We start from the raw sequence: 26205 nt of genomic DNA, 5'->3' as shown, positions 1-26205 counted from the left end.
CAATGGACCGCTTCAGCTGATGACATCTTCCACAAAATTAATCAATTTTGCAATAAACTAAGCTAACGGAACACTAGTTAGGCGTGCAGAATCCGGAGCCCGGCGTCGCGCATGTCGTTTTCGACGAGAGATATGCCGGTTGGCTTGTCGGTAATGAGGGTATCGATTCGCTTGATGCCGCACACCCGGCACATGGCGCGGCGGCCAATCTTGCTTTGGTCGGCCAGGATGATGGTGCGGTCGCTGCGCTCGATCATCTTGCGCTCGGTTTCAACGATGGCTTCGGACGTATTGTAGAGCCCGTCCGCCGCGATACCGCCCACGGAGAGAAATGCCCAGTTGGCGTAGTAAAAGCCCAGGCTGTGCAGGACGCCGGGGCCGGTGAGCATGTTTGAGCCGTGCTGGATTTTGCCGCCGGTCAGGTAGATTTCCCAGTCGGCAAAGCGCGTGGACACATCGTCCAGGTAGGCGGACAGGCGCAGGGAATTCGTCACGATGCGGAGGGGCAGGCGAGGGAGGTGGAAGCACATATGATATGTGGTCGTGCCCCCGTCGATGAACACCACGTCTCCGGCCTGAATGAAGCGGCAAGCGCGCTGGGCGATGGCGGACTTTGCGTCAGAATGTTGAACTTCGCGCAAATTGAAGGGCACGTTTCCCTCTTTGCTGGCGACTCGGATACCGCCGCGAATGCGCTCGATGGCGCCGCGGTGAGCCAATTCATCAAAGTCGCGGCGGATGGTCGCGCGGCTCGACTGGGTCGCCTCCATCGCCCGCTCCTGATAGAGCAAGCCGAGCTCACTGGCAAGGGTAAGCAAGCGTTGATGCCGTTCGGATTTCTTCATAGTTGAGCTTAATCTAGGTAATTCGCTCAACTTTTTGAACCAAAATCGCTCAGAAATGCAGCAGATTTGCTCCATTAGGACGTCAATATCTGGCTCAATGGTAGGATGAAACTCCGGCTTGGCATCAAATCCGACCCCGTCAATTACCGTTATTCCTTTCCGTGGCTGTTTCGCCTGATGGCGGATACCGGCGTCACGTCGCTGCAATTGGGTTCCTTTTTCGAACTGTATCAGTTGCCGGACTCCTGGTTTATCGACCTGCGCAAGCAAGCGGCGGATCACGGCGTCACCATCGACAGCTGCTTTACCGCGCATCGGGAGCTGGGTGGCTTTTTTCGCGAAGACCCGCAATGGGCCCCTGTGGCGCGGCGGAATTATGAGCGCTACATTGAGATCGCCGCGCTGCTGGGAGCGCCAGCCGTAGGATCGAATCCCGGCGCGGTCGTTCGCGACCTGATGGGCATCAAGTCGCAGGGCACACGTTGCTACGTGGAGCACATGAAGGAGCTGATGCATTATGCGCATGCTCGCGGCGTTAGCTGGCTGACGATTGAGCCGATGTCGTGTCTCGCTGAGCCGCCGACCTTGCCTTCCGAAATGCAGTCCATGGCGGAAGAGCTCGTTGCTTACCACCAGGCGAATCCGGAGACGACAGCGAACATCGGCTACTGCAGCGACATTTCCCACGGCTACTGGAACGCCGATCAAACCGAGTGCGTCAACCACATCGATTTGTTCAAGGCGTCGCTGCCTTGGCTTTACGAAGTGCACTTGAAAAACACCGACGCCAACTACGGGTCGACCTTTGGCTTTGAGCCGTCGAACATCGCGAAGGGCATAATTGACGTCGCAACCTTCCGCCAACTTATCGACGCGAACGAAGCGGTCATTCCCGTGGATACGCTGCATTGCTACCTGGAGATTGGTGGGCCGAAGCTGGGCCGCGACTATTCCGACCACCTGCTGGAGCAGCAGTTGCGCGAGTCGCTGGCTTATCTGCAGAAAAACTTCATGCAGGAAGTTGAGCCGACGCAGTCCATCGTTGAGCGGGCGCCGATTTCGATCACCGAGTCTGAAGACAAGGTGCTCGTTTCGCCATCGATGATGTGCGTTGACCAATTTAACTTCGAGCACGAGCTGCGCCGCGTCGAGGCACTCGGTGTGGACATGCTGCACATGGACATCATGGATGGCCACTACGTGCCGAACATGTCGATGGGCTTGGCGATGGTGGCGGAGCTTTCCAAGAAGACGGCGCTGCCGATCGATGTGCACTTGATGGTGCAGGACAACGATTTTTTTATCAGTCAGTTGGCCGGGCTGAACATCCATCAGATTTCGATTCACGCCGAGTCGAGTCGCCACCTAGACCGTTCGCTTGAGGCGATTCGCAATCAGGGCGCCCGGGCGGGCATGGCGATCAACCCGGCCACGCCGCTGGAGACGCTGGAGTACGCGCTGGAACGTCTCGACTACGTGCTGATCATGACCGTGAACCCAGGGTTTGCCGGTCAGAAATTAACGCCCGCTTCGCTGCGTAAAATTGCCGATTGCCGCCGCTATCTGGATGCCCGTGCCTATGGCCACCTGCCGATTCAAGTCGATGGCAATGTCTCCTTTGCCAACATCCCTGGCATGGTGGCGGCGGGCGCGACGAATCTCGTGGCTGGCACGAGCAGCATTTTCAACCGTGAAGCCAGTTGGAAGGACAACCTTGCGAAGCTCAAGGCAGCGATCACTGAAGGCCAAAAATCTCAGTTGGTGACTGCGTAGAGTTCACCGGTTTCGCTCAAAAATTTTTGAATGCGCACGTGCGCATGATGCAAATCCCATGAACAATCTCGTTTATTATTTAGACAAGCCGGGTGGCGAATTTACGCCGACCGAAGAATCCATTGCGGCGCCGGGGAAGGGCGAAATCTTGATCCGCATTCGCCGGACTTCTGTCTGTCAATCCGATGTGGTGATTTACAATGTCGGGCTACCGCGCATCAAGCAATGGCCGTCTATCGTGCTGCATGAAGTCAGCGCTACCGTGGAGGCCGTAGGCGAGGGCGTCACCAAATTTGCGCCAGGAGATTTGATTGGCATCGGTTGCGATATTCCATGCGGCGACCGCGCGTGCATTTACTGCGGAGACCAAGGATCGGGCGACTGGACTTACTGCCCCAACACGCAAGCGACTGGACACGAGTTTCCCGGCTTTGCCCGTTCGCATGCGATCTTGCCGGATTGGTTTGTAGACTTGGGCCCGATCGTGAAATTCGATGCGTCCATTGACCCCGATCATGCCTGCCAAGTTGAGCCGCTGGCCTGTTGCCTGGAGGGGATGACACGGGTCAACAACTGCATCGAGAACCGCATCGTCGTGCTGATTGGCGCTGGCTCGCAAAGCACTTATGCGCTGCAGTGCGCGCTGGCGATGAACGCGCGGAAGGTAATCCTCGTGAACCGTGGCATGGAGCGTTTACAACGCGTGCTGCGCGACTTTGGCGATGAGCGCGTGGTGGGCGTCGCTTGGGACGAAAATGTCGTAAAAAATGTTTTGGTGGAATGCCGTCCGTTCAATGAGCCTCACTTCGTCATGATGAATGCGCCAGCGGAAGCAGGCTATCGATTGTCCACCGAGTTGCTCGGCTATGGTACGGTGCTCGATGCGCACGCGGGCGTCAAAGGGGCAGGGGGCAAGCCGCGCATCGCGCACGAAGTCGATCTCAACAACGACATTCACTATAAGCTGCAATGTTATCAGGCCACGCACGGCTCCAGCATGCACGGCATTGGTTTGGCGCACGACATGATCAACGGGCGGAAACTACCCCTACTCGATAAAATGACGAACGATAGCGAGCGCTTCCACCATTCGCAAATCCATGAAGCAATCCAGCGCGCCGCGGACAAGGATTCGTTGAAGGTTATCATTAATTGGGACTAGGTGTGGACGCCGAATGCGCGTTCACTCTGCAATGCAAAGTTTACGATGAAAGCACTGGTTCTCGAAGCCGACAAGCAACTCAACTACACGGAAACCCATCCCATGCCGGAGGCGCCTGACGCGCGCCCGGCCGCGTTGATCAAAGTCGCTGCATGCGGCATTTGCGGGTCTGATATTCCGCGTGGTTTTGGCGGGAAGGCGTATTTCTATCCGCTCGTGATGGGGCATGAGTTTAGTGGCGTCGTCGAGGAGCCGGTCGCCGGTGCCCGCTTTCAAAAAGGCGACCGCGTGGCGGTGTTTCCGCTAATCCCTAAGAACATTGATACCGATCCGGCGAACCAAACAGGCAACTACGCGCAGTCGCGCGAATACGACTACTATGGCTCGCGGCGCGATGGCGCCTTTGCCGAGTACTTGCGTATTCCTGAGTGGAATTTGTTTCCCGTTCCGGACCACGTCGATCTGTTGCATGCGTCGATGACGGAGCCCGCCGCTGTCGCCTTGCACGCGGTACGCAAAATGCGGATTCAAGCCGGTAGCGATGCGGTGGTGTTTGGCGCGGGACCAATCGGCAACATGGCAGCCCAGTGGTTGCGTATTCATGGCTGCGCTCGGGTGTTCATTGTCGATGTCGAGGAGCGCAAGTTGAAGTTGGCCGAAGAGATGGGCTTTACGCCGGTCAACGCCAAATCAGTCGATCCCGTGCAGGCAATTCTGGATGCGACGAATCAAGCAGGCATGCAATACAGCGTCGAGGCATGTGGTTTGCCAATCACGTTTTTACAGGCCGTGCAGGTCGCGAGCATGTTTGGCGAGGTCGTCTTCATGGGCAACATCGTGGGCGAGTTCAAAATCGGCGAGAAAGACTTTTCCAATATCCTCCGCAAGGAGCTGACGATCCATGGCACCTGGAACAGCAAGATCACCCCGGTGGGCGTTGATGACTGGACGACCGTCCTTAAGCACCTCGACCGCGGGTTGATCGTCGAGCCGCTCATCACGGACAAACTTCCGCTGTCGGCGGGTCCGGCAATTTTCGACGATTTGGTCAATCGCCGCAACTACCACAACAAAGTCATTTTCGACGTATTCAATAGCTAGCCATCCCAAACTTTTTTGAACTCATGAGTCACGAAGCTTACACCATCGCCCAAGAACAATACGCCGCTGTCGGCGTCGACACAGAACAGGCGCTTACGCAACTGAATCAAATCCCCGTTTCGCTGCATTGCTGGCAAGGCGACGACGTGGCGGGCTTTGAGGCGCCAGAGAAAGCCGGCGCAGGCAGTGGCTGCTTGACCACGGGTGATTATCCTGGCAAGGCGACCACGCCCGCCGAGCTGATGGCCGACATCGAAGAGGCGGCGAAAAACATTCCAGGCCCACTGCGGCTGAACTTGCACGCGAGTTACGCGACGGATGGCAATCCACTGCCGGAGCGCAACGAAATCACTGCGGACAATTTCCGTTCGTGGATCGAATGGGCGAAGTCGGTGCAGTTCGGCATCGATTTCAATCCGACTAGCTTCAGCCACCCAAAGGCTGCGGATGGCTTTACGTTGTCTAATAAAGACGCGGCGATCCGGCAGTTCTGGGTCGAGCACTGCATTGCCTGCCGCAAGATTGGCGCGGCAATTGGCGAAGAGCTGGAAAACCCGGTCGTGAATAATATCTGGATTCCTGATGGTTATAAAGACACGCCAGCCAATCGACTAGCTCCGCGGGAGCGGCTCGTGGAATCACTGGACCAAATTCTCGCCGCCGATGTGTCGAAAAAGTGGAACATCGACGCGGTGGAAAGCAAACTGTTCGGCATTGGCGTGGAAAGTTACACCGTGGGTTCGCACGAGTTTTATCTGGGCTATGCTGCAAGCCGCCAAGTCGCACTCTGCTTGGACGCCGGGCATTTTCACCCGACGGAATCCGTGGGCGATAAAATTTCGGCGACTTTGCTGTTTGTGCCACGTTTGCTGCTCCACGTGAGCCGTGGGGTGCGCTGGGATAGCGACCACGTCGTGACTTTGGATGACCCGACGAAGCTCATTCTTGAAGAATGCATTTCAAGCGGGCAAATGGAGCGCATTCATGTGGGGCTCGATTTTTTCGATGCGTCGATTAACCGCATTGCGGCTTGGGTGATTGGGACACGCAACGCCAAGCGCGGCTTGCTTAAGGGGCTCTTGAAACCGCAGCAGCAACTGTGCGCGGCGGAAGAAGCTGGCGATTACACCAGCCGTCTGGCGCTGCAGGAGGATGCGCGCAGCTTGCCTTGGGGGGCGGTGTGGGCTGAGTATTGCGAGCGTCAGGATACGCCAGCAGACCACCAATGGCTTAGCGGCGTCAAGCAGTTCGAGGCGACGGTCCTGCAGTCTAGGATTTAGCCAAACGGGTAGGGCGCTTCATTCGTTCTCGAAGCGGGTAATCCAGCAGAAACTGCACAAAGTTGCGCATGATTTTGGGCATTGTGCGTTTAAAACGAGAAATTGTGAAAGCTGCTCCAAGCTGGCTTGATCGTAGCTGTGGTTGACTCGGGATGCCGCAGGCGTATAGTTGAGAATCGATCTCGGCGTATTTTCGTTTGCGTCCGGCGAATAACCCATCTTTAACCACCTGAGAATATGGCTACGGAGAACAATTACGCCTACAACAGCAAGATCGAGGGGGACATCGTTGTCACCAAGCTCGACACGGCGATCAACTGGATACGCAAGCACTCGGTTTGGCCCATGCCAATGGGGCTGGCGTGCTGCGCGATTGAACTGATGGCCGTGGGTGGTTCCCGATTTGACATCAGCCGCTTTGGCATGGAGGTCATGCGCTTTTCCCCCCGCCAGGCTGACTGCATGATCGTCTCTGGAACCGTGACCTACAAGATGTCCGAGGTCGTGCGCCGCATTTATGATCAAATGGCCGAGCCCAAATGGGTTGTCGCCATGGGCGCCTGCGCTTCAAGCGGCGGCATGTATCGTTCTTACGCGGTGCTGCAGGGAGTCGACCGGATTGTGCCGGTGGACGTCTATATTAGCGGTTGCCCGCCACGCCCGGAAGCCCTCCTCGACGGCATGATTAAGATCCAGGACAAAATTCAACGCGAACCATCAGTCAAAAACCTGATGAACCGGGACATGCACAAGGCGCCCGAAAAGAAAACCACGCCGGCGCCCGCCCACGCCTAAGCGCCGGAGCCAACAACTGCTGACTGCGATATGGAATCTGCGTTAGTCGAAGAACTCATCAAGAAATTTGAAGGCTCGACTCCCCGTGAGTCGTTGGACCTGCCCGCCGCCAACGTGCCGGCGGACCTCTTACTCAGCGTCGCCGAGTGGCTGCGCGACGAGCAGGGGTTTGACCTGCTGATGGACGTTACCGCGATTGACTGGTCGGAAGACGCCTCGCCGCGCTTCACCGGTATCTACCACTTTGCGAGCTCGTCCAAGCACAATTACATCCGCCTCGCAGCGAATTGTGAGGACGACATCGACCCCGAGCTGCCGAGCCTGGCCAAACTCTATCCGGCCGCCAATTGGCACGAGCGTGAAACCTACGACATGCTCGGCATCGTTTACAAAGGGCACCCGGACCTGCGCCGCATCCTCATGTGGGACGGCTACCCGTATTTCCCGCTCCGCAAGGAATTCCCGCTGGCTGGCATCGAAACCGATCTACCGGCAGCCGATGTGGCGGAAGCCTCGGGCGCCAAGGTCATTCCTGCGCCAATGATGGGCGGACCATTCCACGCACCGCAAACCGGCGCGATGTCCAAACGCGAGCCCCGCGCTGCCGACCAAAGCTGGAACGAAGCGAAACCCAAGCCAACCAACGACTAACATGGCTAGCGAAACTGAACTTTCCTACGGTGACATTGCCGGACGCGCCGCTCAATTCGAGAGCGACGACCTGCACGGCGAAGAAATGGTCCTCAATATGGGCCCGTCGCACCCGGCGACACACGGCGTGCTGCGCCTCAAGCTGAAGCTGGACGGCGACATCATTTCCGGCTGCGATCCGGTCATCGGCTACCTGCACCGCGGTGACGAAAAGATTGCCGAAAACATGACTTACAATCAGTTCGTGCCCTACACGGACCGACTGGACTACCTGGCGCCGCTGGCGAACAATGTGGCCTACGCCATCGCGGTTGAGCGTCTTGCGGGCATCGAAGTACCGGAGCGCTGTCAGGCGATCCGCGTCATTTGCTGCGAACTGGCGCGCATCTCGTCTCACTTGCTGGGCCTCGGGGTTTATGGCATGGACACCGGCGCATTGACGACGTTCATGTACACCTTCACCGAGCGCGAGAAGCTGTACACGCTCTTTGAAGAACTGACCGGCGCGCGCTTCACCACCAGCTATACGCGCATTGGCGGCCTGACCCGCGACATGCCAGACGGCTGGATGGGCCGCGTGAATCATTTCTGCAACCAACTGATTCCGGTCATGGACGAGCTCGACAAGCTGTTGACTCGCAACCGCATCTTCATGGACCGCACGCGTGACATCGGCACGATCACAAAAAAGGATGCGCTCGCCTGGGGCTTGACCGGCGCCAATCTGCGCGCATCCGGCGTTGAGCTGGACATCCGGAAAGCAAAACCCTACAGCGGTTACGAGAACTACGATTTCGACGTGCCGATCGGCTCCGCCGGCGACTCCTACGACCGCTACCTGGTCCGCATGGAAGAACTCCGCCAGAGCATACGCATCGTCCAGCAGGCGATCACAAAAATGCCCGACGGTTTGTATTACAACGACGAGGCCAAGAAGATCTTCAAGCCGCAGAAGGACAAAGTCCTGACGAGCATGGAAGAGCTGATTCAGAACTTCATGATCGTGACCGAAGGCCCGCAGATTCCAGCCGGCGAAGTTTACTTCGAAGCCGAAAACCCGAAAGGCGTGCTGGCGTTCTTCATCCACAGCAAGGGTGGCGGCGTGCCTTACCGCCTGAAAATCCGTGGCCCGTCCTTCTGTTCTCTGAGCATCCTCGACCACATTTGCCCAGGGCACATGATGAGTGACGTGCCAGTCATTTTGGGCAGCCTGGACTTCGTGATGGGGGAATGTGATCGCTAATTTAATGATGAATTTATAATTCATAACTTCCAAGACATGGAACTTTCCGCAGAACTGACTGAAAAAATCGACAAGCTGATTCCGCGCTATCCGGACAAGCGCAGTTGCACGCTGCCGCTGTGCCACCTGATCCAGGAAGAAAAGGGCTATTTGTCCAAAGAATCCGTCGAATGGATTGCCCAGCGACTGGAAATCCAACCCATGCAAGTATGGGAAGTCGTGACGTTTTACCCGATGTTCCGCCGCGAGCCGATTGGAAAAGTCCACGTGAAAGTCTGCCGCACGTTGTCGTGCGCCTTGCGCGGTTCCTACAAGACCTGCGAGAAACTTGAAGAATCATTGGGCTGCAAACGCGGCGAAACCTCCCATGACGGCAAATACACCATCGAGTTTGTTGAGTGCATCGCCGACTGTGGCTACGCGCCAGTAGTGCAAGTGGACGACAAACTCTACGAAAACGTCACTCCCGACGCCGCTACTGATGCGCTGGTGGAGAAAATCAAACGCATGGCCGATGGTGAATCGGTTGACGAAACAGCCGAGGGCGTCCAGCACCCCGCGTTCAAGGGCTAACCTAAACCTACGAACTACCAACTTTCGAAATTCGAAACTTTATAGATGGCCATTACGCAGCGCAGAATGATTTACAAGCACGTCGACGAGGAGGGCTACTCGAACGACATTGATTGCTACATAAAGAACGGCGGTTACGAAGTCCTGAAAAAAGCCTTTCAAGCCAAGCCGGAGGACCTTCGCCAAGAGGTCTTGGACAGCGGTTTGCGCGGTCGTGGCGGCGCGGGTTTCCCTACCGGCATGAAGTGGAAGTTTCTCGACTTCAAGTCCGGCAAGCCGATTTACCTCGTTTGTAATGCGGACGAATCCGAGCCCGGCACCTACAAGGATCGCCAACTGATTTACCAAGACCCGCACCAACTGGTCGAAGGGATGATGATATCCGCCTTCGCCATTGGCGCCAAGCAGGCCTTCATTTATATCCGTGGCGAGTTCATCAACGGCGCCCGTATTCTGGAAAAAGCCATTGAAGAAGCCCGCGCGAAGAATTTCCTTGGTGACGATATTCTCGGCTCTGGTTACTCCTGCGACCTCGTTGTCCACCGTGGCGGCGGCGCTTATATTTGCGGCGAGGAAACTGGGCTGATCGAATCCCTCGAAGGTAAGCGCGGCTACCCGCGCATTAAGCCACCGTATTTCCCGGCAGCGCTCGGCCTCTACATGTGCCCGACGATCGTAAACAACGTTGAAACGCTGTGCTGGGTCCGCCACATCATTGAGCTTGGCGGCAAGCAGTTTGCGGAAATCGGCGTGAAGGGCGACAGTGGCACGCACATCATTGGCGTCAGTGGGCTCGTGCAAAAGCCTGGCTACTTTGAAATTGAAGCCGGTGCGCACACCCTCGGCGAAATCCTTTACGACGGTTGCGGTGGTCCGCTGCCCGGTCGCAAGTTCAAGGCGGTGATCCCCGGTGGTCTTTCGATGAAGATCCTCAAGTGGGGCGAGCGTTGGAAGGGCAAGCATCCAAACTCCGGCGAAGACTATGACTGGGGCGTCGAAGACATCCCTCTGGATTCCGTGAGTATGGGCCTCTGCGGCACCGCGCTTTCCACCGGTGGCGCCATGATCATGGACGACTCCACGGACATGCTCGAGGCGATGGCGAACATCAACGCCTTCTACGCCCACGAGTCCTGCGGCCAATGCACGCCTTGTCGTGAAGGTTCCTTGTGGATGCACAAGCTTTCCAAACGCATGACCGATGGCAAGGCCCGCGAAGAAGACGTGCCGCTCCTGCTCGACATTGCCGACCAAATCGCTGGGCGCACGATTTGCGCGCACGGCGAAGCGGCTGCCTGGCCTGTCCAGAGCGCCGTTCCGAAGTTTAAAGACGAATATCTCGACAAGATTAAGAAACAGGCCAACGGTGAGCGTTACAATGCCGCAGGCTTCCCACTGATCTGATTTTCTCATGGCTGACAGCGAAAACAATTTGGTGACGATTAACATCGACGGCGACGAGCACAGCGTGCCGAACGGGATGAATCTCGTCGACGCGTGCGAGAGTGTCGGGGTGGAAATTCCTCACTATTGCTACCACCCGAAGCTTTCCGTGGCGGGCAACTGCCGCATGTGCCTCGTGGAAATGGGCATGCCGATGCGCGACCGCGCCACCGGTGAACCCGTACTCGATGACGATGGCGTGCAAAAAATCGGCTGGATGCCGAAACCGGCGATTGCCTGCGCATCCAAGACGATGCCCGGTCTGCACCTCAAGACGAAGTCCGACCTCACCAAGGAGTGCCGCGAAGGCGTCATGGAATTCCTGTTGGTCAATCACCCACTGGATTGCCCGATCTGCGACCAGGCTGGTGAATGCCGTCTACAAGAATTTGCCACTGATTATGGCCGCGGTTTCAGCCGCTATGTCGAAGAAAAGAACGTAAAGCCAAAGCGCACCAAGCTCGGGCCGCGCGTCACGCTCGACGATGAACGCTGCATTCTGTGCTCTCGTTGCGTGCGCTTCTGCGAGGAAATCGACGAAAACCCAGTTCTCGGTTTTGCCGAACGTGGCAGCTACAACACGCTGACCTGCTTCCCAGGAACGCAGCTCGATAGTAATTATTCACTGAACACGGTCGACATTTGCCCGGTTGGCGCACTGACCAGCACGGACTTCCGCTTCAAAATGCGGGTGTGGTTCCTGAAGCCAACGCCCAGTATTTGCACCGAATCCAGCGCTGGCGTTAATACAGAGGTCTGGTCGCGCGAAGGCGTCATCTACCGGATCACGCCACGCCGTAATGATTTGGTGAACGACACCTGGATGGCTGACACTGGTCGTGCGTTATATCATCAGGTTGAAGCCAAGAACCGCATGAAGAGCTTCCGGGTGGATGGTAACAAAGCCAGCCTCGGCGAAGCGATCCAGCGTGTTCGGGAACTCCTGTCCGTTGGCCCTGTGGCCTATGTTGGCTCCGGTCAAATGAGTGTGGAAGAGCAGTGGATGCTGCGCAAGCTTGCGGAAGTCGAGCCCGGCGCAATTCACTTTGTCTACCACCAAGGGGAGGGCGATGGTCGTCTGATCTCCAAGGACAAGACGCCAAACTTACGCGGTGGTCTCCTGACGGGACTCCTCAAGGATTTGCCCGACCAGCATTTGCACACGTTGCGTGACCAGCTCGAAAAGGGCGAAGTGAAGACCATCGTTTGCTTTGGTGAGGACTTGGTGAAGGCCGGTATTTCTCCGGAGTTAGTCAAGAAGGCCAATGTCATTTACCTGGGCTCGCATCGCAATGACACCACAGATCAAGCCCGTGTGCTGATCCCAACATTGACGGTGTTTGAGCGTTCCGGCTCGTTCGTCAACCAGCAGTTCCGCCTCCAGAAATTCGCACAATCGGTACCTGGACCTGCCGGACTTCTGCCAACAACGCTGTTGGTCGCGCGCATCATCGCCGAAATTAAAGGTGAATCCGCAACCGCCCCCAGTAACCCGCAGATCTGGCGTGAGATGGGCTTGGCGATTGAACAATTTGCTGGCGTGGAATTCGCCAAGATTCCCGCCACCGGTCTTGAACTCGACGGCTCCGCTTTCGCCCAGCTTCACTTCGTGGAGGAAAAGGGTTGGCATTACGAGCCCGTCGCCGAACCCGCCGGAGCCGAAAGCTCAGCCCACTAAGCCATGGACTCCCTCGTTCTCGATATTATTTTAAAAGTAGTCTTCGCAGTGCTCTTCGTCGTGGTCATCATGACGCTGGCCGCCTATTCGGTGCTGGCTGAGCGCAAGGTTGCCTCGTGGATTCAAGGCCGTGTGGGCCCAAACCGCACAGCGTTGCCCGGCCTGTCCGCCATCCCGGTCATTGGACCGCATTTGGTGAAAATGGGCATCTGGCAACCACTGGCCGATGGCGTGAAGTTCCTTTTTAAGGAAGATCCGATCCCCGGCCATGTGAACAAGCTCTACTACGTGCTCGCGCCCTGTATTGCGCTGGTGCCCGCGCTGACGACCATGGTTGTGCTGCCAGTTGGCCAATACATGGATGGCGACGTTGTGAAGCCCATCGTCCTGGCCAACATCGACATCGGCATTCTGTTCATATTGGCGTTCAGTTCACTGGGTGTATACGGCATCGTGATTGGTGGCTGGGCCGCGAATTCGAAGTATCCTTACTTCGGTGGCATTCGCTCCTCGGCGCAGATGATTTCGTATGAGCTCGCGATGGGCATGAGCATCCTGCCGGTCTTCATCTGGGCCAACGGTCCTGGAGCTGGCCTTGGCGGACTCTCGCTGTTCAACGTGGTTGAGTCGCAACAAGCCATGTGGCTCGGCGTTTGGATGCCCGTTCCAGCGTTTATTTTCCTGGTTTCACTTTATGCTGAAACCAACCGCTTGCCTTTCGATATGCCTGAATCCGAAACCGAGCTCGTAGGTGGTTTCCACACGGAATATGGCTCATTCAAGTTCGGCCTGTTCTTCGTCGGCGAGTACGCGCACATGGTCATTGGATCGGCGGTATTCACGATTCTGTTTCTCGGCGGCTGGAACTTGCTGCCGACATTTGGCGTGCTGCCTGATTGGGTGGCTGATCCCTGGCAGTATATGGGCTGGTTCGGCTCGGTGCTAAGCGTAATCTATTTTATCGGCAAGACGCTGTTCTTCGTCTTCCTGTTCATGTGGGTCCGTTGGACGCTGCCGCGTTTCCGCTACGACCAAGTCATGAACCTTGGTTGGAAATACCTCGTGCCTGGCGCGCTGATCAGTTTGGTGGTTTACGCCATTGTGATTGGCCTGCTGGACATCGCCTTTGTCATCGAAGAAACCCCGGCTATCGTCGAATAAGCAAGGAATTACCATGGCTGTCAAAGTAGTCGATCGATCACCACTCACTTTCTGGGAAAAGACCTACATGCCGCAGGTGCTGGGGGGCTTGAAAATCACCCTGGACAACATGCTGCGCCCCAAGGTCACGCTGCAGTATCCGGAAGAGCGCCCGACCATCCCGGATAATTACCGTGGCGTGCCCACGCTCGTCCGTGACCCGAATGGCCGCGAAAAGTGCGTATCCTGCCAGCTCTGCGAGTTTGTTTGCCCGCCCAAGGCGATCCGCATTACGCCCGGCGAAATCGAGGGCGAGGACGAGCACGCACACGTGGAAAAGCGTCCCAAGGATTTTGAAATCAACATGCTGCGCTGTATCTACTGCGGCATGTGCCAGGAAGTCTGCCCCGAAGAGGCAATTTTCCTGCAAGACACCTACTCGGTATCCGGCTACTCTCGCGAGGAGTTGGTTTACCACAAGGCCAAGCTTTACGAGCTTGGCGGCACGCTGCCTGACCAACATTATAAGTGGGACAGGAAAAAAGAGGCGGAGGAAAAAGCCGCCGCCGGAGGCCATCACTAGAAATTCCGAGCTTTACGCTTTTCAAGCTTCGGCGCTTCTTCTTAGCTTCTCTTTTTGCTCATGGCTGACTTTCTCTTTTACCTGTTTTCCGCGCTTACGGTGATGTCCGCATTTCTGGTCACCGTCAGCCGCAACGCCGTCAATGGGGCCATGTTTATGATCCTGAGTTTCGTCGGCATGGCGGCTCTGTTTCTGCTCTTGGAGGCCTACTTTTTGGCAGCCTTGCAGATCCTGGTCTATGCCGGCGCAGTGATGGTGCTCTTCCTGTTCATCATCATGCTGCTCGACGCCGACAAAGGGCACTCAGTGCGCCCGGACCGTTTGACTAGCGCTGCGGCTACCGTCGGCGGATTGCTGCTCATCTGCGGCTTGGCCTACATTACACTGGGTGACAGCTCGGCTCCGTCCACACCACTGCCAGAAATCACCGAAATGCCGCAAAACGCAGCGGCGGACGACATCCCTTTTACGACCGCATCACGGTCTTTCGGCTACGGTCTCTTTACTAAATACATGCTGCCGTTTCAAGTGACGGGCTTCCTGCTCCTGATCGCGATGATCGGCGTAATTGTATTAAGTAAGAAAATTGACGCTTCGGGCGAAGAGCCCGCCAAACCGAAGATCGCCAAGTCATGACTATTTCGCTGAACGCATACCTTTTTGTTTCCGGCCTGTTGTTTGTCATTGGGTTTTTCGGCGTGCTTTTTCGCCGCAACACTCTGGTGATCTACATGTGCCTGGAGCTCATGCTCAACGCTGTGAACCTCGCACTCGTCGCTTTCTCGCGTTACCACAATTCGATGGACGGCAACTTGTTTGTCTTTTTCATCATTGCGGTGGCCGCAGCGGAAGTCGCGGTGGGGCTCGCAATCATTGTGGCTCTCTATCGCAAACGCCAGACCGTCATGGTCGAAGAACTCGCCGAGCTAAGAAACTGACTGGAATTCGCTGCTAATGGATACGCTCGCACTTTTTAATGTTTTGCTGTTTATCCCGCTGATCTCAGCGGGACTCATCGCGCTGTTCCTGCGTCGCGGCGGTTACGTCGCGGCTGGCCTGTCCGTTTTGGCGGCGCTAGGCATCGCGGTGGTTTCCTTCATCATCATTTTCGGATGGGATGGCCAGGATCTCGGCGGCGCCGAATATAGCTACACTTGGCTCCAGTTTGGAAGCTATCAAGTGGACATCGGCTACTATTTCACACACGAAAGCGCGACAATGCTCGCGGTCGTGGCGTTCATCGGATTTTTCATCCACGTCTTCAGCGTGGGTTACATGGATGACGATAAGAACAAGGGACGCTTCTTCGGCGGCCTGTCGATCTTCATGTTTTCGATGCTCGGCATCGTGCTCGCCAGCAATCTGTTCATGATCTTCATATTCTGGGAGTTGGTTGGCTTCAGCTCCTACATGCTGATCGCGCACTATTGGGACAAGGATTTCGCGGCTGCTGCATCGAAAAAGGCATTCATTGTCAACCGTGTGGGCGACTTCGGTTTCCTCGTGGGCATTGCTTGGGCTTACCATTACTTTGGCACTGCTGATTTCCAGGAGATCAACGCCTTAATCCAGAGCGGCGAAAAGCACGCCGTGACGGGCATTGGCCTGCTGTTGATGTGCGGTTTCCTTGGTAAGAGCGCACAATTCCCGTTGCAGGTTTGGCTGACGGACGCGATGGCGGGTCCAACTCCGGTTTCTGCGCTGATCCACGCCGCTACGATGGTCGCGGCTGGCGTTTACTTCATGGTCCGCATCTTCTTCTTGCTGACGCCGGAAGTGTTGGAAGTGGTCATGTGGATCTGCGCCGCCATGTCGATGCTCGCTGGCTTCTGGGCGCTGGGCCAAAGCGACATTAAGAAGTCGCTGGCTTACTCGACGCTTTCGCACTTGGGTTACATGGGCACAGCGCTGGGGCTCGGATTCCCTGGTCTTGCGATCATGCACATGGCGATGCACGCCTGCTTTAAGGCAACACTGTTCCTTTGCTCCGGTTCGGTTATCCACGCCTGCCACCACGAGCAGGACATGTTCAAGATGGGGGGGCTCTACAAGAAAATGCCCATCACTGGCACGGCCTTCCTCATCGCTGCGCTTTCGATTTCCGCGGTTCCTTTCTTTGCGGGTTATTACTCCAAGGACACGATCATCAACGCCGCCTATGGGCTGGGCGTTGAGACCGGCCACACGACTTATTACTGGGTTTATGGCCTGACGCTCGTCGCCGCATTGACGACCGCGCTCTACATGGGCCGCATGTTCTTTGTGGTATTCCTCGGCAAGCCCAACAGCGAAAAGGCCGAGCATGCACACGAGTCCAACTTGCTGATGACCGTGCCACTCATCGTCCTTGGCTGCCTACTTTCTCTTGGCGCAGGTTGGTTCGCGAGTAAGAGCCTCGACTTCAAGTGGGCGGACGGCGAAATGACCGCCATGCTGCCAACCGACACCACCGTCTTCATGATGGAGGGCTATGTTGAGCCCGAAGCTGGCGCGGACCACCATGATGCCCATGGCGCGCATCATGGTTATGGCGGTGGTTACGAGGCTGCACACCATGCCGTCGAAGCGACCGGGCAGGGCACGATGCTCGAAGGCGTTACGCTGGGCGTGATGTTGCTTGGTTTCGTCTTCACGTTCCTGTTTTATGGATTGGGACCGAAAACGGACAAACTCCAGGTCAAGGCTCCCGGCCTCTACAAAGCGCTCGAAAAGCATGGTTGGTTTGACGACATTTACGATTACTACGTGGCGCATGTGCAGGAGCGCTTTGCCAATCTCATGGCCACCTTCGATAATCTTTTCATTTCTGGTCTTCTTGTGCGTGGGACGGCAGGCGTCGCTGGCTTGTTCGGCATGGTGTCGCGTTCCCTGCACGTAGGTAATATTCACGGTTACGTTTACTGGTTCCTGGCCGGCGTAATCTTCTTCGGCGCATTCGCCCTCGGAATACTGTAAGATGCTTACCGATTTTAATTTGCTGCTTCTGTCGATCTTCATCCCGCTCTCAGCGGCGGTGGTGCTGTTTTTCGGCAAATCCTTAGGCAACGCCGGCGTTCGTCTGATCTCCGCCATCGGCTTTATGTTGCCAGCGGTTATCGCCGTTTATCTTTGGATGAACTTCGATTCACAAACCGACCTGATCAATGGCTTCGCCTACGTGGGAGGTTGCGATCTGGGTCTGCGTGATAGCGTGGGCATCACGCTGCTGTTGGGCTTAAACGGCATTTCGATGCCGATGTACCTGCTGGCGGGCATCGTTGGCTTGGCGGCTGGCATTCATGCAATGTATTCTCAAGCCGAACGCCTGAATCTTTACATGGCGCTGCTGCTGGTGATGCAAGCCGGCCTGATGGGCGTATTCTGCTCGATCGATATTTTCTTCTTTTACTTCTTCCACGAACTGGCGCTGATTCCGACCTTCATCATGATCGGCATCTGGGGCGGGGAAGGGCGCCGCTCGGCCGCGATGGAGATGACCGTTTACCTGACGCTGGGCGCAATGCTTTCCCTGCTCGGCTTGATTGCGCTTTACGGCCAAACTGGCTGGGATACCGCAACCGGCTTTAGCTTGATCGGCTTGCAGGAGTATCTGAGCGCCAATGGCATTACCGAGGTCGCCCAAGATAACATCTTTGCGCTTTTGCTGTTCGGCTTCGGCATCTTGGTTTCGTTGTTTCCATTTCATTCCTGGGCTCCTCGTGGCTACGCCAACGCACCGACCGCCAATGCGATGCTGCATGCAGGAGTATTGAAAAAGTTTGGCCTCTATGGCTTGGTGCAAATCGCGGTGCCTTTGCTGCCGTTTGGCGCTTTGGCTTGGAATGACTGGATCGTCTGGCTGGCGCTGGGCAATATCGTGCTGATTGGTTTCGTGACCATCGCTCAGCGTGACCTGAAGCTGATGATCGGTTACAGCTCGGTGATGCACATGGGCTATATTTTCTTAGGCATCGCGACGATGTCGGTCGTGGGCATCGGCGGCGCTGTGATGCTGATGTTTGCACACGGGGTATCAGTCGCCTTGATGTTCGTGCTGGCGACCGCGGTTTATAACCGCACTGGCACTTACGACATGAAGGCCATCGGAGGTCTTGGCCCCAAGGCCCCCGTACTGGCCGGTTTGTTTGTCGCCGCGAGCATGGCGTCGATTGGTCTACCTGGGTTTGCTAATTTCTGGGGCGAGTTTACCGTATTCATCGCCCTGTGGGATAACCACGCCTGGGCAGTCGCGCCTGCGGTACTTGGTGTCGTGATCTCAGCAATTTACGGCCTGCGCGCAGCGGCCAACATCTTCTTCGGTCCGCAAACCAAGGAGTTCGCCGAGTCCCTAGGTCAGCGCGAAATTGGCGACATCACACCAGCTGAGCGCGCTCCCGCAACGATTCTGCTGGTAACGCTGGCGTTTATTGGCCTTTGGCCGATGGGCATTTCCCAGTCCATTGAAAAGGCAGTTCAAGCTGATCCGGTTTACGTGCATATGCCCAAGAAGATGAAGACGGCTGACGCCTCTCAAGACAACGATACGAGCCTTCAACTCGCTGATGCAGAGCAGCAGCCGGAAGGAGGGCAATCGCTATGAATTATAACGGTTTCCAAGAATTAGCATCCACCAACCAATGGAGCGCCATTTGGCCGGAGTTGGCCATGGCTGGCATTGCTCTAATCGTGCTTTGCCTGGATCTCTTTTTGCCCGCGACGCGCAAGCGCATCATTCCGACCTTCGCCGTTGCTGCCCAATTCGGACTACTCGGGTTCATTGCGTTGGGCTGTGGCTGCGGTGAGGCCCCATCGGGGCAGCTTTTTGGCGGCATGATCGAGGCAGGACCATTCGTGACCTACATGCGCGCGTTTTTCGTGCTGAGTTCAGCGCTGGTTTGCTACCTCGCCATTGGCTATTTATCGAAGCAGAATTTGCCGCGTTCGGAATTCTTTTTGGTGACGATTCTCGTCAGTGCATCGATGATGCTACTGGTGCAATCCAGCAACTTTGTGATGCTCTTTGTGGCGCTGGAAACCGTCACCATCGGCTTCTACGTGCTGGTCGCTTATTGCCGTCATAGTTCGTTTTCACTGGAAGCTGGCCTCAAGTATTTGATTCTGGGCGCGCTGAGTTCGGCAATCCTGCTCTTTGGCATCGTGTTGCTTTATGGCGCCGCCAGCAATCCGGCTTTGCAAGGCGCCACGAAGGACGCCATGAACTTTGCTGAACTCGGCAAGTTCATTACCGCGAACCCACACGAACCACTGGTGCTGATCGGGGCAACGCTCGTGCTTTGTGGCATCTGCTTCAAAATCGGCGCAGTGCCATTCCAAATCTGGGTGCCCGATGTTTATCAAGGCGCACCTACTCCCGTGACTGCATTTCTGGCAATCTCGTCCAAGGCCGCAGGGTTCTTCGTGTTAATGAACCTGATCGTCGGACCGTTTTCGCACCTGACTGCCTTGACGCAGCCACTGCTCTCAGCGATTGCGATTATCACGATTCTGTTTGGCAACTTAACCGCAATTGGGCAGCGCAATGTAAAGCGCGTCATTGGTCTTTCAGGCATTGCCCATGCGGGTTATTTGCTCGTTGCAGTGGTCGCATTGACAAGTCCTCAAGGCTCAGCCTTGGCTCCATGGGCGATCATATTTTATCTATTTGCCTACCTGTTTGCTTCGTTCGCGATTTTTGGCGTGATGGTGCATCTCGCCGGTTCTGCTGACGAAATCCAAGAACTGGAGCATTACCAGAAGCTGGCTGAACGTCAGCCATTTCTGGCCGGCGTGTTGGCCATTGGACTCGGTTCGCTGGCAGGCATTCCGCCCCTCGCAGGCTTCATTGGCAAGCTGCTCATCTTCATCGCCGCTTTCCAGGCTGAGTTGTATGTTTTGCTTGGCGCGGCAATCATTGGGGTCGTTATTTCCATCTATTACTACTTTGGCTGGGTGCGTGAAGCCTTCTTCGTAAAGCCTGCATTGCCAGGCGATGAGGCCAAGCAGGCATACCCAATGCCGGGCGCCGTAGGAATCATTCACAAGGTCGTGCTTACTCTGCTGGTGATTGTTACGGTGATCCTTGGCTTGTTCCAGCGAGGCTTGGTCGGAGGCTAGATTGCGTGGCGTCGACGCCTGTATTGACCCAGGAATTCTTCGAGCGTGACACCGTCACGGTTGCACGGGAGTTGATGGGGCAAAAGCTCTGCCGACGGCTGTCAACTGGCGAGATTCTTCGCTGGGAACTGTGCGAAGTCGAGGCCTACGATGGCGGCCAGGATTTAGCATGTCATGCCTGTCGCGGCAAAACGCCGCGCAATGCCGTAATGTTTGGTTCCGCTGGCGTGTTCTATGTCTACTTGTGCTACGGAGTGCACTGGTTGCTGAATATTGTGACTGGACCAGCAGATTTCCCGGCTGCCGTTTTGATACGGGGAGCAGGGCCGAAGATTGGACCAGGTCGTTTGACCAAAGCCATGCAAATTGATCAATCACTCAACGGCCTCCCTGCGACGCAGGAGTCCGGCTTGTGGGTGGAGCAGGGGAGCGTCCTCCAGGAATCACAGATCGAGCGCACGCCACGCATCGGCATCGGCTATGCGGGAGAGCCTTGGTTGTCTGCGCCTTATCGCTTTGTCCGAAAGCTATAAGCACATGGTCAATTTGCAGAAAACGCCCTAACAAGTTGGCATTTACTGCTTTCCGCGATAGATTGTTGGCATGAGTGACCATATCTACAAGAAAATCGAATTAACGGGTTCTTCTGCCGTGTCTACGGACGAAGCCATCAAAAACGCCATCGAGCGCGCTTCAAAATCTGTCCGCAATATGCGTTGGTTTGAGGTTTTGGAGACTCGCGGCCACATCGAGGACGGCAAAGTCGCACACTGGCAAGTGACGATCAAGGTAGGCTTCACACTGGATGATTGAGGACGTTGTTGATAAATTTTCGAAACAACCCGCGCTTGCGCGTTTCCTATTCGTTGTTAAGCTCTGAATAGTGAAGTTCATTTCCATTACATTCCTCCTCTTAACAGTCCCTGCCCTCTTTGCCGAACGGGCGACTATAAACCTCAGTGAAGGCAATGCCGTGAGCGGTTCTGTCGTCTATGAGCGCCCCACGAGCATCTATGTCGACCTCGGCTTCACCGTATTGGAAATCCCCCGCGACAACATCATAGGCATCAATCTGGAAGATGCGACTGTGGAGGGGACCAGTATGGTGAGCAATGGCCTGTTTCAAACGACCGCCCAAGGCCAAATCATGTCTGTTGGCGAATGGGTTGACCGGCACGGCGAATCTGTGGTGCTGATTCGAACCCCAACGGGTTTGGGCAGCGGCTTCATTATCAATCCGGATGGCTACCTCGTCACCAACGATCACGTCATTGCTGGCGAGCATGATATTTCGGTCACGGTGTTTAAGCAGGTGAATGATTCGCTAGAGCGTGAGGTCCATCGAAATGTCAAAATCGTGGCCAGTAATCCAGGCGCAGACCTGGCGTTGTTGAAGATAGATTTACCCGATGGTGAGCAACTGAAAGCCGTACCGCTGGGTGAATCGAATGACTTGAAGCAGGGACAGTCTGTTTTTGCCATTGGCGCGCCACTGGGACTGGATCGCACGGTTTCACAAGGCATCGTGAGTAACCGTAATCGTCCCATTGGAGGTCGCGTGTTCATCCAGACCACCACGGAAATCAGCCCTGGGAATTCCGGCGGTCCGCTCTTCAATATGCGCGGCGAAGTAGTAGGCGTAAATAACATGAAAGTGGTGGCCATGGGCGCTGAAGGCTTGGCTTTTGCGATTCCCGCGAATGTGCTGAAATTCTTCCTCGAAAACCGCGATGCGTTCGCCTTCGATCCGCGTAATCCGAATACCGGATTTCGCTATAACACGCCCCCCACCTCGGAGGCTAACTGATCTCGAATGCTTAAATCATACCTGTGCATTCTCGCCGCATTGATCGGCTGTACGCTTCACGCTAAAAACTACCTGGAAGACTACCTGCCCAGTTCGACGCTGGTCAGCGTTTCGCTAGATGACTTTAAGTCGCTCGTGACGGCGGTCGAAGAGGGCAAGATTTTGGAGTTGGTTTCCGCTCAGCAAAAAGCTGAATGGGAGGACTCCTTAGGCGAGCCGCTCGAAACAGAGGATGGCGAGCAATACACATTGCCCAGCGGCGACGCTCTAACATTGGGAAACCTACATGAGCTCTTAAGCGGTAGAATTTGCGGTGCTATAGTATCGTTGGAAGAGGGTGCGGAAAAATCCCCTCGTATTGTCCTGCTGACCGATTTTGCCGGGGATATTGAAGCGTTGAAATTCCTGCAAATCTACGACCGCGATGTCGCTTACGATGATGTATTGCTGATCGAAGAACCGTATGCTGGCGTTACCTTGTACACTGAGGAAATCGCCGATCTGCCCGAAGAAGAATGGATGCCAGAATATTGGACACTGGTCGATGGCATCGCGATTGAGGCGACTTCCCTCGAACTCTTGAAAAACACCGTTGATGCGGTCATCGATTCGCGCAGTGATGGGCTGGGGCGTGATCCGGACTTCTTGCGTAGTATGGACATTGCCGGGCAGTCGCAGGCGCGTATCTACCTGAACCTCAAGGAAGGCATCGGTATGTTCCGCGATTTGATCGAAGACGACATGCCAACGATCCCCATGAATCCACTCGGCGTCACCATGGATTCGCTTTGGAACAGTTTGGCGTTGGAGTCACTTCAAGGCGCCTTCATGGCAATCGATTTTGAAAGCGCCAACTTCGAGTCCGTACTCGGCATGCTTTACACTCAACGCCGCGGCATCCTGGAATTGCTGGCTTACAGTTCGGAGCCATTACGCTTTCCGCACTGGGTTCCTTCTGACGCCATTGACGCCAACGTGTCGATGCTTGATTTCAACGAAGTCTTCGCAGCGTTTGAGGCGCTGATGAACGATATGAGCCCAAATTTTGGAGCGATGTTTCAACTACAACTCGATAATTTCCGACAACAGACCAACATCGACCTGCGTGAGGCCTTGCTCACTAATTTCGGAACACAATTCGCGTCATTTTCCGAACTAAAAGAAGCTGATGAAATTGAAGAACAGAGCGACAATGAAAACCTAATTGTCGCAATTCCAATTCGAGACCCGCAAGCCTTTGAGAATGCAATCAAGGGACTGACGGAGACCTTTGCGCCAGGCGCCGAAGTTCTCAGTGAACGCGAATTCCTCGGCATGAAAATCGTCACTCCGGCAAATTTGAGCCTGGAAGATTCTCCTTTTGGTTATGCGCTAGCCGATGATCACTTATTTTTGGCTATAGGGTCAGTGGAGCTCCTTGAGCGCACGCTGTATCATCTCCGGGAGTCCGATGGAGGGTTGTGGAATGAGAGCTACATCGTGAATGCGTTGGAAGATCTGCCCCCCAATCAGATCGAGTGCGCCTACTTTAACCTCAGTGCTGCGCTGGAGCAGCTATTTGAGGCGTATCGTGAGAATTTATCAGGCAACTTCGGTAAGGGGATCGATGTTGACCTGCCCGAATTAAGTGGGGCGGATGTGCCTTTCTATATTTTGTCCGCCGGCTACATCCTGGAGGATGCGCAAATAACCCGGGTCCGCGTGTTGCCCAAAAATCCGTAATTACTTTTATGCGTTCAGTTTTAGCATACTTACTCCTTGGTTCTACAGTCCTCGCTGGCGAGTACGATACCGCGCCGATACGCTTAGTTGGGCCGGAAATTACCAAAATAGATTGGAGTGTCCGAGCGCTTGCACAGGGTGACGTGGACAACGACGGGAAGACAGATATCGGCGTCATCAACAATGATCGAGCCAGGGTGGAAATCTATTACCAGCGCGTTCCGGGAGAAATCGAAAATACTTCCCAAAGTTTACGGCGAAATCGCTGGGAGCCAGTATTGGAAGATGCGCGATTTGAAGTCGAAGGCGTTACCAGCGGCATTGCCATGTTTGATCTGACATTGGGGGATGTGACTGGCGACGGGTTGACGGATGTGGTGTTCACCAGCAAAGACGAGCCACTCGTAGCAGTCGCCCAATTGGAGAAAGGCGTATGGGCCGAAAAACGCGAATACGACGGCGTAGAAGCACTCCCTTGGAACAGCACGTTGAAGTTGGTTGATTTAACGGACCAATACTCAGGCTTGGAACTCGTGGCGCTGACCAAGAATCGCCTGATGGTCTTCGCATTTGATGAGAAGGGCGCCCCGATTAAGTTGCATGAGACGTTCCGCATGGAAACCAACGCCATGGACTTGGAAGTTTTACCTCCCAAGGCAGGCACGCCGCTTCGCTTCAGCTACCGTGTGCCTGGTTCCTCGCGTGCATTGCGTATGGTTGATTGGTCTCCCGATGATGGTCTCGGCGCTGAGCAAGCTTACAGTCTCGATGCGACCACCCCGAGCTTTGCCTGGATCAATGCGACTGCCACCGAGCCGGAACTGGTTCTAATCGAACCACGGACCGGGCGTTTGCGCGTCGAGAAGCTCGAGGAGCAAACTTTAGAAAATGGGGCTGATTGGCCGATGGAGTATTACTCGACCGGCGCCGAAGTCAGCTCGCCAGACGCCTATGCTTGGGGTGATTTCAATGGCGACGGTTACGAAGATCTTGTGATCGCTGATTCTGCAAATGCGCAAATTTGGCAGCTTCAGGGAAAGGCCGACGGGAGCTGGCGCTCGCCTCAGTCTTTTCCGTCCTTTCAGGGAGTGGAGTCATTAGCGGCAGCAGACATTGATGGTGACGGCACGAGTGAGCTATTTGTCCTTAGCCCAGACGAATCAATCGGGCTGACCCGCTGGAATGGTGAGCGATTCGTTTTTCCGGAAGCCATTGGTGTATCCGGCGCCCCCGTCAAGATCGCTTGGCTTCCTGAGCGCAAGCAACTCGTTCTGTTGACTAGCGACAACAGCAAGCAAATGCTTTCGCTGCTCTCCCAACTTGATGGCGGTTGGGCAATCGACAAGAAGCTTGAGCTTTCAGATGCGCGCCGACCGGCGACCGGCATACTCATCGCGGACCTGGATCAAAACGACACTCAGGATTTGCTGATATCCTTTCCCCGTGACGCTGCACGGTATGTGGATTTGGAAATGCTGAATACGTTGTCTGATGACAGGCTTATGGAATCAGTTTCTGAAATCGACGGCCTGCGTGAGGTCAACTTGGCTGATGTTGGTTTAGGAGATGTCAACGACGATGGATTGGAAGAATTGCTGATCACTTCCAATGGCTTTGTCCGCGCGATTTACCTGGACTCAGAAAAGCGTCGCACGGTGCTGGACCAGTTTAACTCACGCTCGGGCAATGATAATTTATCGATTCCGCACCTGCGTGACGTTGATAGCGACGGTGTTAACGAGCTATTGCTTTTCGATACCAAGTCCAGGGAAATTCAAATCCTCAGTCGGGATGATTCTGGCATCTATCGCTATAGCCGCTCTGTTGAATTTGGGGACTTCAGCCCTCTTGGGATGTTGCCCGTGCGAGACGACGCGAACAACATGGTTTTGTTGGGTAAAAAGGCGTTGGTCCGCACTGCACTGGATGGTCAGTGGCAGTCGTTACAGAATGTTTCAACCTATGAGTCCGATCTGCAGGAGATCGTTTACAATGATATCACCGTGGGTGAACTCAACGACGATGACAGCCCTGAATTCATTTTGATCGATGGCCAAAACAACGTGTTGGAAATCATCAAGTATAACTCACCTGATGAGTGGGTAAGCGCGCTGCATTTCAATGTTTTTGAAGAAGACCTGCACTATGGCGGGCGCAAGGGGGCGCCGCTGGAACCGCGCGAAGTAATGGTGGGCGATTTCACTGGAGATGGACGTCAGGACATTATCCTGCTCGTCCATGACCGAATGCTTCTCTACCCTCAGGGCGAAAATAAGCCACCCGAAGATCAGGCAGTAAACTAAGATAACAGAAGAC

The 26205-nt window shown here is 55.3% G+C and carries 23 protein-coding genes; 22 read left to right on the top strand and 1 reads right to left on the bottom strand.

What is annotated here, in order from left to right; genetic code table 11:
- Nucleotides 1–77: 77 nt before the first annotated feature.
- Complete coding sequence (locus RBB63_RS18080) at nt 78–845, bottom strand: DeoR/GlpR family DNA-binding transcription regulator (RefSeq protein ID WP_309386404.1); 768 nt, start codon at nt 843–845, stop codon at nt 78–80.
- 105 nt (nt 846–950) lie between these two features.
- On the opposite strand from RBB63_RS18080, the gene rpe reads away from it, so the two are divergent.
- The 22 genes from rpe (at nt 951) to RBB63_RS17970 (ending at nt 26192) form a co-directional block, all read left to right on the top strand.
- Nucleotides 951–2618 carry a ribulose-phosphate 3-epimerase gene (rpe, locus tag RBB63_RS18075; RefSeq protein ID WP_309386403.1) on the top strand — a complete coding sequence of 556 codons (1668 nt, stop codon included), beginning with the start codon at nt 951–953 and terminating at the stop codon, nt 2616–2618.
- A gap of 58 nt (nt 2619–2676) precedes the next feature.
- Nucleotides 2677–3780: an alcohol dehydrogenase catalytic domain-containing protein gene (locus RBB63_RS18070; protein WP_309386402.1), complete on the top strand. Its 1104-nt coding sequence runs from the start codon at nt 2677–2679 to the stop codon at nt 3778–3780.
- Between the two features lie 45 nt (nt 3781–3825).
- On the top strand, nt 3826–4881 hold the full coding sequence (locus tag RBB63_RS18065) for a galactitol-1-phosphate 5-dehydrogenase (protein ID WP_309386400.1): 1056 nt from the start codon (nt 3826–3828) through the stop codon (nt 4879–4881).
- A gap of 23 nt (nt 4882–4904) precedes the next feature.
- On the top strand, nt 4905–6161 hold the full coding sequence (locus RBB63_RS18060; RefSeq protein ID WP_309386399.1) for an L-rhamnose isomerase: 1257 nt from the start codon (nt 4905–4907) through the stop codon (nt 6159–6161).
- A 237-nt stretch (nt 6162–6398) separates the two neighbouring features.
- Nucleotides 6399–6956, top strand: coding sequence for an NADH-quinone oxidoreductase subunit NuoB (gene nuoB, locus RBB63_RS18055; RefSeq protein WP_309386398.1), 558 nt, complete (start codon nt 6399–6401; stop codon nt 6954–6956).
- Between the two features lie 30 nt (nt 6957–6986).
- Nucleotides 6987–7607 (top strand): NADH-quinone oxidoreductase subunit C, encoded by a 621-nt coding sequence (locus RBB63_RS18050; protein WP_309386397.1) that lies wholly within the window; start codon nt 6987–6989, stop codon nt 7605–7607.
- 1 nt (nt 7608) lies between these two features.
- Entirely contained in the window at nt 7609–8850 is a 1242-nt protein-coding gene (nuoD, locus tag RBB63_RS18045) for an NADH dehydrogenase (quinone) subunit D (RefSeq protein ID WP_309386396.1), read from the top strand.
- Nucleotides 8851–8886: 36 nt separating this feature from the next.
- Complete coding sequence (locus RBB63_RS18040) at nt 8887–9423, top strand: NADH-quinone oxidoreductase subunit NuoE family protein (RefSeq protein ID WP_309386395.1); 537 nt, start codon at nt 8887–8889, stop codon at nt 9421–9423.
- A 45-nt stretch (nt 9424–9468) separates the two neighbouring features.
- Nucleotides 9469–10827, top strand: coding sequence for an NADH-quinone oxidoreductase subunit NuoF (nuoF, locus tag RBB63_RS18035; RefSeq protein ID WP_309386394.1), 1359 nt, complete (start codon nt 9469–9471; stop codon nt 10825–10827).
- Nucleotides 10828–10834: 7 nt separating this feature from the next.
- On the top strand, nt 10835–12544 hold the full coding sequence (locus tag RBB63_RS18030) for an NADH-quinone oxidoreductase subunit G (RefSeq protein WP_309386393.1): 1710 nt from the start codon (nt 10835–10837) through the stop codon (nt 12542–12544).
- Nucleotides 12545–12547: 3 nt separating this feature from the next.
- Nucleotides 12548–13705, top strand: a complete 1158-nt coding sequence (locus RBB63_RS18025; RefSeq protein WP_309386392.1) for a complex I subunit 1/NuoH family protein — start codon at nt 12548–12550, stop codon at nt 13703–13705.
- Between the two features lie 13 nt (nt 13706–13718).
- Nucleotides 13719–14267, top strand: coding sequence for a NuoI/complex I 23 kDa subunit family protein (locus RBB63_RS18020; RefSeq protein WP_309386391.1), 549 nt, complete (start codon nt 13719–13721; stop codon nt 14265–14267).
- 60 nt (nt 14268–14327) lie between these two features.
- Nucleotides 14328–14903 (top strand): NADH-quinone oxidoreductase subunit J family protein, encoded by a 576-nt coding sequence (locus RBB63_RS18015; RefSeq protein ID WP_309386390.1) that lies wholly within the window; start codon nt 14328–14330, stop codon nt 14901–14903.
- Nucleotides 14900–15205, top strand: a complete 306-nt coding sequence (gene nuoK, locus RBB63_RS18010) for an NADH-quinone oxidoreductase subunit NuoK (protein ID WP_309386389.1) — start codon at nt 14900–14902, stop codon at nt 15203–15205. Before RBB63_RS18015 ends, nuoK begins: the two co-directional genes overlap by 4 nt.
- Before the next feature lie 16 nt (nt 15206–15221).
- Nucleotides 15222–17222, top strand: coding sequence for an NADH-quinone oxidoreductase subunit L (gene nuoL / locus RBB63_RS18005; RefSeq protein ID WP_309386388.1), 2001 nt, complete (start codon nt 15222–15224; stop codon nt 17220–17222).
- A 1-nt stretch (nt 17223) separates the two neighbouring features.
- Complete coding sequence (locus RBB63_RS18000; RefSeq protein ID WP_309386387.1) at nt 17224–18846, top strand: complex I subunit 4 family protein; 1623 nt, start codon at nt 17224–17226, stop codon at nt 18844–18846.
- The gene (locus tag RBB63_RS17995) at nt 18843–20360 is read left to right on the top strand and encodes an NADH-quinone oxidoreductase subunit N (protein WP_309386385.1); all 1518 of its coding nucleotides are present in this window, start codon (nt 18843–18845) and stop codon (nt 20358–20360) included. Before RBB63_RS18000 ends, RBB63_RS17995 begins: the two co-directional genes overlap by 4 nt.
- Nucleotides 20361–20365: 5 nt before the next feature.
- Complete coding sequence (locus RBB63_RS17990) at nt 20366–20893, top strand: DNA-3-methyladenine glycosylase (protein ID WP_309386384.1); 528 nt, start codon at nt 20366–20368, stop codon at nt 20891–20893.
- A gap of 70 nt (nt 20894–20963) precedes the next feature.
- A complete protein-coding gene (locus RBB63_RS17985; protein WP_309386383.1) occupies nt 20964–21173 on the top strand; it encodes a dodecin in 210 nt (69 codons plus the stop codon).
- Between the two features lie 70 nt (nt 21174–21243).
- On the top strand, nt 21244–22167 hold the full coding sequence (locus RBB63_RS17980; RefSeq protein ID WP_309386382.1) for a S1C family serine protease: 924 nt from the start codon (nt 21244–21246) through the stop codon (nt 22165–22167).
- A 6-nt stretch (nt 22168–22173) separates the two neighbouring features.
- Nucleotides 22174–23889, top strand: coding sequence for a hypothetical protein (locus RBB63_RS17975; RefSeq protein WP_309386380.1), 1716 nt, complete (start codon nt 22174–22176; stop codon nt 23887–23889).
- Between the two features lie 8 nt (nt 23890–23897).
- Complete coding sequence (locus tag RBB63_RS17970; protein ID WP_309386379.1) at nt 23898–26192, top strand: FG-GAP repeat domain-containing protein; 2295 nt, start codon at nt 23898–23900, stop codon at nt 26190–26192.
- The last annotated feature ends 13 nt before the right edge of the window (nt 26193–26205 follow it).

Source organism: Cerasicoccus frondis, from assembly GCA_031296915.1.
Lineage (GTDB): Bacteria > Verrucomicrobiota > Verrucomicrobiia > Opitutales > Cerasicoccaceae > Cerasicoccus > Cerasicoccus frondis.
The sequence above is the reverse complement of the archived record's forward strand: the minus strand, read 5'-3'. Positions and strand labels throughout refer to the sequence as shown.

What these genes read in the sequence shown, in the direction of transcription:
- RBB63_RS18015 (WP_309386390.1), top strand. Translation starts at nt 14,328, where the DNA reads ATGGCTGACTTTCTCTTTTACCTGTTTTCCGCGCTTACGGTGATGTCC.
- RBB63_RS18060 (WP_309386399.1), top strand. Translation starts at nt 4,905, where the DNA reads ATGAGTCACGAAGCTTACACCATCGCCCAAGAACAATACGCCGCTGTC.
- nuoB (WP_309386398.1), top strand. Translation starts at nt 6,399, where the DNA reads ATGGCTACGGAGAACAATTACGCCTACAACAGCAAGATCGAGGGGGAC.
- RBB63_RS18020 (WP_309386391.1), top strand. Translation starts at nt 13,719, where the DNA reads ATGGCTGTCAAAGTAGTCGATCGATCACCACTCACTTTCTGGGAAAAG.
- RBB63_RS18025 (WP_309386392.1), top strand. Translation starts at nt 12,548, where the DNA reads ATGGACTCCCTCGTTCTCGATATTATTTTAAAAGTAGTCTTCGCAGTG.
- nuoL (WP_309386388.1), top strand. Translation starts at nt 15,222, where the DNA reads ATGGATACGCTCGCACTTTTTAATGTTTTGCTGTTTATCCCGCTGATC.
- RBB63_RS17985 (WP_309386383.1), top strand. Translation starts at nt 20,964, where the DNA reads ATGAGTGACCATATCTACAAGAAAATCGAATTAACGGGTTCTTCTGCC.
- nuoD (WP_309386396.1), top strand. Translation starts at nt 7,609, where the DNA reads ATGGCTAGCGAAACTGAACTTTCCTACGGTGACATTGCCGGACGCGCC.
- RBB63_RS18065 (WP_309386400.1), top strand. Translation starts at nt 3,826, where the DNA reads ATGAAAGCACTGGTTCTCGAAGCCGACAAGCAACTCAACTACACGGAA.
- nuoK (WP_309386389.1), top strand. Translation starts at nt 14,900, where the DNA reads ATGACTATTTCGCTGAACGCATACCTTTTTGTTTCCGGCCTGTTGTTT.
- rpe (WP_309386403.1), top strand. Translation starts at nt 951, where the DNA reads ATGAAACTCCGGCTTGGCATCAAATCCGACCCCGTCAATTACCGTTAT.
- RBB63_RS17995 (WP_309386385.1), top strand. Translation starts at nt 18,843, where the DNA reads ATGAATTATAACGGTTTCCAAGAATTAGCATCCACCAACCAATGGAGC.
- RBB63_RS18000 (WP_309386387.1), top strand. Translation starts at nt 17,224, where the DNA reads ATGCTTACCGATTTTAATTTGCTGCTTCTGTCGATCTTCATCCCGCTC.
- nuoF (WP_309386394.1), top strand. Translation starts at nt 9,469, where the DNA reads ATGGCCATTACGCAGCGCAGAATGATTTACAAGCACGTCGACGAGGAG.
- RBB63_RS18050 (WP_309386397.1), top strand. Translation starts at nt 6,987, where the DNA reads ATGGAATCTGCGTTAGTCGAAGAACTCATCAAGAAATTTGAAGGCTCG.
- RBB63_RS17970 (WP_309386379.1), top strand. Translation starts at nt 23,898, where the DNA reads ATGCGTTCAGTTTTAGCATACTTACTCCTTGGTTCTACAGTCCTCGCT.
- RBB63_RS18070 (WP_309386402.1), top strand. Translation starts at nt 2,677, where the DNA reads ATGAACAATCTCGTTTATTATTTAGACAAGCCGGGTGGCGAATTTACG.
- RBB63_RS17975 (WP_309386380.1), top strand. Translation starts at nt 22,174, where the DNA reads ATGCTTAAATCATACCTGTGCATTCTCGCCGCATTGATCGGCTGTACG.
- RBB63_RS18040 (WP_309386395.1), top strand. Translation starts at nt 8,887, where the DNA reads ATGGAACTTTCCGCAGAACTGACTGAAAAAATCGACAAGCTGATTCCG.
- RBB63_RS18030 (WP_309386393.1), top strand. Translation starts at nt 10,835, where the DNA reads ATGGCTGACAGCGAAAACAATTTGGTGACGATTAACATCGACGGCGAC.
- RBB63_RS18080 (WP_309386404.1), bottom strand. Translation starts at nt 845, where the DNA reads ATGAAGAAATCCGAACGGCATCAACGCTTGCTTACCCTTGCCAGTGAG.